The 9,704-nt window shown below is 72.2% G+C and carries 8 protein-coding genes; 3 read left to right on the top strand and 5 right to left on the bottom strand.

Translation table 11 applies throughout. The features are described from left to right. From ACRDSK_RS06460 to mraZ, 3 genes are all read right to left on the bottom strand, one after another. Positions 1 to 242 (bottom strand): hypothetical protein (locus ACRDSK_RS06460; RefSeq protein ID WP_431439013.1); only part of this gene is annotated, 242 nt, incomplete at its 3' end. Beyond that, a complete protein-coding gene (rsmH, locus tag ACRDSK_RS06455) occupies positions 239 to 1,201 on the bottom strand; it encodes a 16S rRNA (cytosine(1402)-N(4))-methyltransferase RsmH (protein ID WP_431439012.1) in 963 nt (320 codons plus the stop codon). The genes ACRDSK_RS06460 and rsmH, both read right to left, overlap by 4 nt. 207 nt (positions 1,202 to 1,408) lie before the next feature. Then, positions 1,409 to 1,840: a division/cell wall cluster transcriptional repressor MraZ gene (gene mraZ / locus ACRDSK_RS06450; RefSeq protein ID WP_431439011.1), complete on the bottom strand. Its 432-nt coding sequence runs from the start codon at positions 1,838 to 1,840 to the stop codon at positions 1,409 to 1,411. Positions 1,841 to 2,335: 495 nt separating this feature from the next. Between mraZ and ACRDSK_RS06445 the strand changes: the two genes are divergently transcribed. Genes ACRDSK_RS06445 through ACRDSK_RS06435 form a run of 3 tightly spaced genes read left to right on the top strand, consistent with a single transcriptional unit; the run spans position 2,336 to position 7,222 of the window. Beyond that, a complete protein-coding gene (locus ACRDSK_RS06445; RefSeq protein WP_431439010.1) occupies positions 2,336 to 3,433 on the top strand; it encodes an AAA family ATPase in 1,098 nt (365 codons plus the stop codon). A gap of 19 nt (positions 3,434 to 3,452) precedes the next feature. Further along, the gene (locus tag ACRDSK_RS06440) at positions 3,453 to 4,739 is read left to right on the top strand and encodes a DUF58 domain-containing protein (RefSeq protein WP_431439016.1); all 1,287 of its coding nucleotides are present in this window, start codon (positions 3,453 to 3,455) and stop codon (positions 4,737 to 4,739) included. Further along, on the top strand, positions 4,736 to 7,222 hold the full coding sequence (locus tag ACRDSK_RS06435) for a transglutaminaseTgpA domain-containing protein (protein WP_431439009.1): 2,487 nt from the start codon (positions 4,736 to 4,738) through the stop codon (positions 7,220 to 7,222). The genes ACRDSK_RS06440 and ACRDSK_RS06435 overlap by 4 nt, the downstream gene beginning before the upstream one ends. A gap of 229 nt (positions 7,223 to 7,451) precedes the next feature. Here the strand turns inward: ACRDSK_RS06435 and ACRDSK_RS06430 are convergent, their stop codons facing one another. Further along, complete coding sequence (locus ACRDSK_RS06430; RefSeq protein WP_431439008.1) at positions 7,452 to 8,984, bottom strand: aldehyde dehydrogenase family protein; 1,533 nt, start codon at positions 8,982 to 8,984, stop codon at positions 7,452 to 7,454. 183 nt (positions 8,985 to 9,167) lie between these two features. Further along, on the bottom strand, positions 9,168 to 9,572 hold the full coding sequence (locus tag ACRDSK_RS06425) for a DUF3040 domain-containing protein (RefSeq protein ID WP_431439007.1): 405 nt from the start codon (positions 9,570 to 9,572) through the stop codon (positions 9,168 to 9,170). Between the last annotated feature and the right edge of the window lie 132 nt (positions 9,573 to 9,704).

Genomic DNA, 9,704 nt, shown 5'->3' with positions numbered 1-9,704 from the left:
GCGCCGGAGTCGCCACGCCGACGGTCGCCGGCGGAAGCCGAGTGCCGGCTCTCGCCGGCGGCGCCCGTGCGGCGGCGGTCGGTGGCAGCCGAGCGGCGGTCGCCGGCCGAGTCCGCACGGCGGCGTTCGAAGACGATGCCGAAGCGGCGCAGCAGGCCGGTGGAACCGGATCGGCCGCGCTCGGACTCCGCGCCGCCGCGGGTGGCGGTGCGTGCCGGCTTGGCTCGGGTCGGTGCCGTCATGCTGCCGCCTCCTGAATGCGCTCCGCCGCGCGCAGGCGAACCGACGCCGCGCGCGAGTTGTGCTCCCGTTCCTGCTCGTCCGCCTGCTCCGCGCCCCGCGTCAGCAGGCGCAACTGCGGACCGTGCCCCGGCAGCTCGACCGGCACCCCGGGCGGCGTCCGCGACTTCGCGAGCTCCGCCAGCGACCGCTTGACCAGCCGGTCCTCCAGCGAGTGGTACGACTCGACGACGATCCGGCCGCCGACCCGCAAGGCCGCCAGCGCCGCGGGCATCGCCCGGCCCAACGCGGCGAGCTCGCCGTTGACCTCGATGCGCAGCGCCTGGAACGTCCGCTTGGCCGGATGCCCGCCGGTCCGCCGGCTGGCCGCCGGCACCGCGTCGTACAGCAGCTCGACCAGCCGCCCGCTGCGCGTGAACGGCTCCTTTGCCCGCGCCGCGACGACGGCGTCGGCGATCCGCCGCGCGAACCGCTCCTCGCCGTAGTCCCGCAGCACCCGGGCGAGGTCCGCCGCCGGGTAGGTGTTCAGCACCTCGGCCGCGGTCAGCTCCGCGGTCGGGTCCATCCGCATGTCCAGCGGCGCGTCCCGCGAGTAGGCGAAGCCCCGCTCGGCCACGTCGAGCTGCATGGAGGACACCCCGAGGTCCATCAGCACGCCGTCGACCGACCCCGTCGCACGGTGCCCCAGGTCGGCCAGCACGGACGGCAGCTCGTCGTAGACGGCGTGCACGAGGTGGACCCGGTCGCCGTGGCGGGCCAGCCGCTCGCCGGACCGGGCGAGTGCGTTCGGGTCGCGGTCGAGGCCGACCAGGGTCAGCGCGGGGTGCGCGGACAGCAGCGCGTCGGCGTGTCCGCCGAGTCCGAGAGTCGCGTCGACGAGTACCGCCGGGCGGTCGGACAGCGCCGGCTCGAACAGCGCGAGCACCCGTTCCAACAGCACCGGCACATGCGCGGTCGACATGGTCCACCCCCCTTCCGCGGTCTCGCCTCCCGTTGCGACGACAAGACGACAAGCCGACTCGGCGACATGCCGACAAGTCGACCGGACGGGTGCCGACAGGTCCCCGCCCGCTCGTCGTCCCTGGCACCGGGGAAGGTGCGCCAGGACCGAAAGCGAGCGGACCGAGGCCTCACGGCACCCGCCATCCCCACCTCGAGCCGCCCGGGGTCAGAACACCCCGGGCAGGACCTCCTCCGCGGCTTGGGAGTAGCTGTCCTCGTGCTCGTCCAGGTAGGTCTGCCACGCTTGCGCGTCCCAGATCTCCAGGCGGGTGATCGCACCGATGACCACGCACTCCTTGGTGAGCCCGGCATAACGCCGCAGCTCCGGTGCGATCGCGATCCGCCCCTGCCCATCCGGTCGCTGTTCGTCGGTTCCGGCGAACAGGTACCGCTGATAGGCGCGGACCGCCTCGTTCGTCAGGGGCGCCGCTGCCACCTTGCGTGCCATCTCCTCGAACTCCGCGCGTGGGAACACGTACAGGCAGTGGTCCTGGCCCTTGGTGACCATCAGCCCACCCGCGAGCGGATCTCGGAACTTGGCAGGCAGCGTGAGCCGCCCCTTGTCGTCCAACTTGGGGGTGTGCGTGCCGAGAAACATCGGTCACCCACCTCCCCACCGGCCCCTGTGAGCCAGTCATGAGGCCCCCTTGCGCCCCACTTGCGGCCACCGTACCCCACTTTTCACCACAGTCAACGTCGAATCGGCCGGATTGATCACGATGCACCTGCTGTTTCCGCAGGTGAACGGCCGTGGTGGTGGGTGGGGGATGGTGGTGGGACTCCCCCGACCGGGTGCCCGCCGAGGAACGACGAACTCCCGATCAACCCCGCGGGGAGCCGGCGCGTCCTGGGGAACATGACGGTCGAGGGTCCGCTGGGGGGCGAAGTGGGGACGCCCGTGGGGCACGCCGAGGAGACGCCGTGCTGGGCGGTGTGGAGGGCGGTGTGCGGCCGCTGTGCTCGCGAACGGAGCATTCACAAGATCCGCACCACGAACCCGCCGAAAGGCGTAGACAATGAGGGGACACACTTCTCAGCGGTTTGACACACTTCGTAGCAGTCTTGCGCCGGAGAAAGACCATCAGGAGGTCGCGTGACGTCCAGTACGCCGCCGTCGGCGCTGCCCGGAAACCACTACGCGGCAGCTCCCGGCGGAGAGCCATACGCAGGACAACCGACCGAGCCGGTCAACAACCACTACCGGTCCGCCTCCCCGCTCGACGAGCTCAACGCCACAGCCCAGCGCATCGCGGCCAACGTCGAGCGGGTGCTCGTCGGCAAGCCCGAGGTGGTGCGGATCGCGCTCGTGACGTTGCTCGCCGAGGGGCACCTCCTGGTCGAGGACGTGCCGGGCGTCGGCAAGACCTCGCTCGCGAAGGCCCTCGCCCGCTCCATCGACTGCACGGTCAGCCGCATCCAGTTCACGCCGGACCTGCTGCCCAGCGACGTGACCGGTGTGTCGATCTTCAACCGGCAGACCAACGACTTCGAGTTCCGGCCCGGCCCGGTGTTCGCCAACATCGTCGTCGGCGACGAGATCAACCGCGCCTCCCCCAAGACGCAGTCGGCGCTGCTCGAGTGCATGGAGGAGGAGCAGGTCACCGTCGACACGAACACCTACCAGCTCGAGGCGCCGTTCATGGTCATCGCGACCCAGAACCCCATCGAGATGGAGGGCACCTACGCGCTGCCGGAGGCTCAGCGGGACCGGTTCACCGCGCGCGTGTCGATCGGCTACCCCGACCCGGCCGCCGAGCTCGCGATGGTCGACGAGCACGCCGGGCACAACCCGCTCGCGGACCTGCAGCCGGTCTCGCACGCCGACCAGGTGCGCAAGCTGATCGAGACCGTGCGCGCGGTCAAGCTCTCTCCCGACGTGCGCCGCTACGCCGTCGAGCTCTCGTCGACCACCCGCCGGCTGCCCGAGATCCGCATCGGGGCCTCGCCGCGGTCGACCCTGCACCTGGTGCGCGCGGCCCGCGCGCAGGCGGCGCTGTCCGGCCGCGACTTCGTGGTGCCCGACGACATCCACGCGGTGGCCGTGCCGGTCCTCGCGCACCGGTTGGTGCTGACGCCCGAGGCGCAGGCCGGCCGCCGGTCGACCGCGGAGCTGATCCGCGCGCTCGTGCAGCGGGTACCGGTGCCGCAGGCGGCCCCGGACCCGAACGCGCACTGGACCCGGAACAGGTAGGCGGGTCGTGGCGCTGCCGGTGCGCGGGGCGCTGTCCGGGTTGACGACGCGTGGCCGGTGCCTGCTCGCCGCGGGAATGGCCGCCGCGCTGTGCTCGGTCATCCTCAACGAGCGGGACCTGCTTCGCGTGTCCGTGTTCGTGATCTCGCTGCCGCTGCTCGTCTGCTTCCTCACGGCGGTGGCCCGGGTCGGGCTGCACGCGCAGCGCCAGATCGTGCCGATCCGGGTGCCGGTCGGCGGGCGGGCGGAGGTCTCGCTGCACATTCGCAGCACAGGCCGGCTGCCCACCGGCGGCCTGCTGGTCTCCGACGGGGTGCCGTACTCGCTGGGCGGCAAGCCCCGGTTCGTCATCGAGCACCTGCCCCGGCACACCGGCACCCGGCTGCGGTACGCGGTGCAGCCGATGCTGCGGGGCATCCAGCAGCTGGGCCCGCTCAAGGCGACGATCACCGATCCGTTCGGGCTGGCCGAGTTCGAGCGCGAGCTCGCGCACACGTCCCGGCTGATCGTGGTGCCCCGAATCGTCAAGCTCAGTGGCGTGCCCGGCGGGTCCGGCCTGGGCTCCGGTGATGACGGTTCGGTGCGGCTGGCGGCCGGGCAGGGCGAGGACGACGCGATCGTGCGTCCGTACCGGCAGGGCGACGACCTGCGCAAGGTGCACTGGCGCTCGACCGCCAAGCGGGACGAGATGATGGTGCGGGTCGAGGAGCGCCCGTGGCGCGGCGGCACGACCGTGCTGCTGGACCATCGGGCGGGCGCGCACCGGGGCGCGGGCACGACGGCCTCGTTCGAGTGGGCGGTGTCCTTCGCCGCGAGCATCTGCCTGCACTTGCACCGCTACGGCCAGCGGATCCGGCTGGTGACCGAGAGCGGCCGGATGATCGTCAGCGACACCGGCGACGGCGCCCACAACGACAACGCGGTGCTCGACGCGCTCGCCGCGCTGCAGGCCACGCCGCAGCACGAGATCGGCGCGATGAACGACCCCGGCCACGGCCAGGAGCTGATCGCGATCCTCGGCGCCACGACGCCGGACTCGCTGAGCCAGCTCATCAGCCAGCGCGCCCGCGGCACCCGCAGCCTCGCCGTCCTGCTGGACACGGCGGCGTGGGGCACGAACGGGCCGGAAGGCGCGCCCGCGGACGGCGAGGAGACCGACATCGACGGGGCCAGCGCGCTGCTGCGCGGGACGGGCTGGGGCGTGACGGTGGCCCGCCCGAGCACCCCGATGACCGCCACCTGGGCCACCGTCTGCCGCACCGGCGGCAGCCGCAACGACGCGATGATCACCGGAGTTGGCCAGTGAGTGCTCCCACGATGCGCCCGCCCGGCCGGTCCGGACCGCCCGGCCAGCAGGGCCCGCCGCCTCCGCCGACCACCGGCAACGAGCTGACCTCCCAGCAGTGGTCGATGACCGTCACCCCCGTGGTGGCCGCGGTGACCACGCTGTGCGCGTCGCTCGCGCTCGCCGGGGTGATCGACGGGCTGCGCTTCTGGGGCTACGCCGGCGTGGCGGTCACCGTGATCACCGCGGTGGGCCTGGGCTTGCGCGCGGTGCGCACGCCGATCCTGGCGGTCGGCTTCGGCCAGATGTTCGCGTTGCTTTGCCTGCTGGTCGCGCTGTTCACCGACAGCGCGGTGCTCGGGCTGTTCCCCGGCCCCGACTCGGTCGCCGAGCTCGGGGGCGTCCTGCGCACCTCCATCGAGGTCGTGCAGACCGGCGTGCCACCGGTCGAGGCGTCACCGGCCGTGCTCTGCCTCGTGGTCGTCGCGATCGGGCTGGTCGCCGTGCTCGTCGACACGCTCGCGGTGTCGGCCGGCACCCCCGCCGCGTGCGGCCTGGTGCTGCTGTGCGTCTACGCGGTGCCGGCCTCCCTCGCCGACCAGATGCTGCCGTGGTGGGCGTTCGTGCTCGGCGCGATCTCCTTCGCGGCACTGCTGGCCGTCGACGGCGCGCACCGCCACCAGCAGTGGCGCAACCGGCCGACCGTGCAGGGCACCGGCGGCGGCGTCGGCTCGCCGGCCGCACTGGTGTCGGGCGCCGTGGCGATCGCGCTGTTCGCGGGCGGCACCGTGACGTTCATCGGCACCGTCGGCCAGCTGCCGGGCGGGCAGAACGGCGGCGGGCAGGGCGGCCTCGGCCTCAACCCGTTCACCCAGCTGCGCGGCATGCTCGACCAGGAGGGCAACGTCGAGCTGTTCCGGGTCCGCAACCTCGGCGACGAGGGCCGCTACCTGCGCGCGCTGACCCTCGGGGACTACAACGGCAACGGCGGCTGGGGCGGCGCCAACCGGCTGCCGAACGGCGTCCCCGCCGACCGGCCGCTGCCCCCGCCGTACGGGCAGGAGAACTTCGGTCCGTCGGCGGACACCGTCGAGATCGAGATCGAGCCGGTCAACTCCAGGGACCGCTGGGCGCCCGTGTTCGGCAACCCGCGACAGATGCGGGACCTGCCCGAGGGCATCCGCTACGACCCGGTCGGCGGCATGCTCTACGGCCAGGACGAGCTGACGCTGCCGACCTACGTCGAGGAGGCCGACCTCAGCCAGCCGACCGCCGAGCAGCTGCGCAACGCGCGGCCGGCGATCCCCGGCGACATCGACGAGCGGTACACCTTCGACGACAACATCAACCCGCGGGTGCGCCGGCTGGCCAACGAGCTGACCGCGGGCCGCGGCTCGACGTTCGACAAGGTCGAGGCGATCAAGGACTACTTCGACCCCGGCAACGGGTTCGTGTACGAGACCCAGACCGCGACCGGCAGCGACGAGGACGCCCTGACCGACTTCCTGTTCCGCAGCAAGACCGGTTTCTGCGAGCAGTACGCGTCGTCGATGGGGATCCTGCTGCGTGCGGCCGGCATCCCGTCCCGGGTGGCGATGGGCTACACGGCGGGCTTCGAGTCGGGCGACTACCGGTCGATCACCACGCAGAACGCGCACGCGTGGGTCGAGGTGTTCTTCCCCGGGCTCGGCTGGGTGCAGTGGGACCCGACGCCGCTGTCCGACGGCACGTCCTACTCCCCGCCCTACGCCTCCGAGAGCGGCTCCCGGGGCCCGGAGGACGACCCGGAGAACCAGCAGAGCCGCTCTCCGGCCCCGTCGGTGCCGGCCGGGCCGACGCAGAACCCGGAGGACCAGCGCGACGACCAGGCCGGCGCAGGCGCGAACGGCGGGGAGCAGGACAACGCGCCGAGCTGGCCGTGGCTGACCGTGTTCGCCCTGACCGCGTTGTCGATCGCGGCCACCGTGCTGGCGGCGGCCGGGCGGCGACGCCGGCTGACGGTGCCGCTCGCGGCCGCGGGCTGGACGCTGACGATCGTGTTCGCCGCCGCGATCGTGTCGTGGTGGCTGGCCGCGCTCGTGGTGGTGCTGCTGATCGCGGCGGCGCCCGGGCTGGTGCGTGAGCGCCAGCGGCTGTCCCGCCGGCACGAGGTGCACACGAACGGCCCGTCCGCGGCGACGTCGGCGTGGGCCGAGCTGCTCGCCGAGTCCACCGATCGGGGCGCGGAGGTCAACGACACGGAGACGGTCCGCGTCGCCGCCCGCCGCCTGGCCACCGAGCACGAGCTGGACGACGAGGGCAAGCAGGCGCTGCGCACGGTGGTCAGCGAGGTGGAGCGCTCCTGGTACGGCGGCAGCACACAGTCGGACCCGAGGCTCGGCAAGGCGTTCGACACGCTGATCACGGGCATGCGCCGCACGGACCCGCTGGGGTGGCGGGCTCGGCTCGTCCCCCGCTCGATCGTGCGCCGCCGGCGAGCCAAGGCACGACAGTCAGGTCGGTGAACCGGGCGCTGTCCTGTGTGGACGATGCTCGGGATCAGCGGTTGATGGTCTGGCTCTGGTTCAGCGGTTGGTGAGCTGCGGCTGGGGTGGGTGGTGTGGCTTGAAGTTGAGGAAGGTTCGCCTCATCAGCGGCGTGTCCCTTCGTGAGGAATACGCGAAAGTTGAACGCCTGGATCCGGTGGTCGGCCGCCCCCGGCGTACCTGGGAGGTCGGCCCGCCATGCCGCGGGTCAGACCGCCGGGTACCGGTTGTAGTCCGGGAAGTTGCCGTACAGCAGCTCGTCCGCCGGGCCCTGGGTGACCGCGTGCACCAGATGCACACCGCCGACGAAGGCGCCCTTCCACGAGCCGCCGCGGCCGCCGAACGGCTCCGCGCGGTCGCCCCGGGAGCGCGGCTTGTTCACGCCGACCTTGAACGCCTGCACGTGCTGGGCCAGCTGGTCGGCGAGCTCCGGGTCGTCACAGGCGAGGCTCGCCACCAGCGCGCCGTTGGACGCGTTCATCTGCGCCAGCAGCTCCGCCTGGGTGTCCACCACGACGATCGTGTCCACCGGGCCGAACGGCTCCTCGTGCATCAGCCGGCTGGCGCCGGGCGGGGCGAGCAGCGTGGTCGGCGCGACGTAGGCCGAGGTGTCCTGACCCGGCAGGAAGCGGCCCTGGTCGAGCGAACCGCGGTAGAGCGGTACCGCGCCGTGGTGCAGCGCCTCGTCGACCCGCATGCGCAGGTCCGTCGCCTTGGCCGAGGAGATCATCGGGCCGAAGTCCAGCACCGGGAGCTCGGGCTCGGCCTCGTCGGCCTCGACCGCGAGCGGGTGGCCGAACCGGATCGACTGGACCACGGGGAGGTAGGTGGCGAGGAAGGCGTCGACGAGGCCGCGCTGGACCACGAACCGCGGGTAGGCCGTGCAGCGCTGCTTCGCGTACTCGAAGCCCTTCTTCAGGTGCTTGGCGAGGCCGTCCCAGTCGGAGAACTCCCAGATGCCCCAGCAGTTCAGGCCCTCCTGCTCCAGCATGTGGCGCTTGCCGGTGTCGACGAGCTGGGCCGCGACCTTGCCGCCGTTGTCCCGGCCGCCGACGAACGCCAGCGCGCCGAGCTCCATCGAGCGGACCAGCGCGTCGGAGAGCTTCGAGCCGTCGCCGGAGAGCAGTGTGACCGGCAGGCCGGCGTCGTTCATCAGCGCGTGCGCGACGGTCAGGCAGACCGCGCCGCCCTGGGTCGGCGTCTTGGCGATCACCGCGTTGCCGGCGAGCAGCTGCACCAGCTCGGCGTGCACCAGTACCGACATCGGGTAGTTCCAGCTCGCGATGTTGCTCACCGGACCGGACAGCGGCGCCCGCTCGAACGGGCGGCCGGCCGCGTCGGTCGCGAGCATCTCGTCGATGTTGTCCAGGTACCACCGCACGCCGTCGAGCGCCCGGTCGACGTCGGCGCACGCGAGCTTCCACGGCTTGCCGATCTCCCAGGCGAGCAGCAGTGCGAGGTCGTCGCGGACCTCGGACATCGCCTCGACCGCGGCGAGCACCCGTGCCTTGCGGTCGGCCAGCGGCACCCGGGCCCACTCCTGGTGCTGCTGGTGGGCGGCCGTGACGGCCTTGAGAGCGGTCGGTTCATCCACTTTGGACAGCTGGCCGAGGCCGGTCTGGTCGACCGGGGTGATCATCGGGGAGCGTTCGCCCGCGTCCTGCCAGCGTCCTTCGTACAGGTTGCGCAGCCGGTCGCCGGAGAATCCGGCGGGAGCCACCTCGGCGACTCGCTCGGCCACTCGCGTCCATTGGGCGTGTTCAGGAATCCGCAGACTCACGGCAAACCTCCATCAAATGGATGACGGGTGCCGTTCCGATGTTGCCTCACGGGGACGTGGAAACAGTCGGGATGCGGTCGATGTCACGCGCGAGGAACCGACGGGCCGGCCAGGGCGCCCGACGGTCTGGGTGGAACCGGGGCCTTACGGTTCCTCGTCGAACCGCTTGCGGAAGCGGTCCTCCATTCGCTGGGAGAACGAGCTGCGGCGTGCCTTGGGCGATCCACCGCCCGCGGACTCCTCGGCGCCCTCCTCGCCCTCGCCGCCGCCTTGTCGCAAGGCGGAGAGCGTGAGCAACGCACCGAGGAACATGACCAGGAAGCCGAGCAAACTGACCACCGGGACGCCGCCAGGCTTCAGCGGCAGGATCACTCCCAGCACCAGAAGCGCGACACCCAGCACGAACAGTGCGATGCCCTGAAGGCGTCGACGCCGGGATGGACGCCGCAGGCGAGCGCCACGCACCGTGGATGCGAACTTGGGATCCTCGGCGTAGAGCGCACGCTCGATCTGGTCGAGCAGTCGCTGCTCGTGCTCGGAGAGTGGCATTCGTTCCTCCTCCGGCACAGCGGTCGCGAGCGCCGGGCGATCACGGTCTGACTTGGCCGCCGGACCCGGCGGGCGCCCCGCTCCGGGGGCGTCACCCTCCAGGATACGAGCCGCGAGCCTTCGCGACTACCC

The sequence above is a fragment of the Actinophytocola sp. genome (assembly GCF_050699915.1).
In the GTDB taxonomy this organism is placed as follows: Bacteria; Actinomycetota; Actinomycetes; order Mycobacteriales; family Pseudonocardiaceae; genus Actinophytocola.
This window is presented reverse-complemented; position numbering and strand designations above follow the sequence as displayed.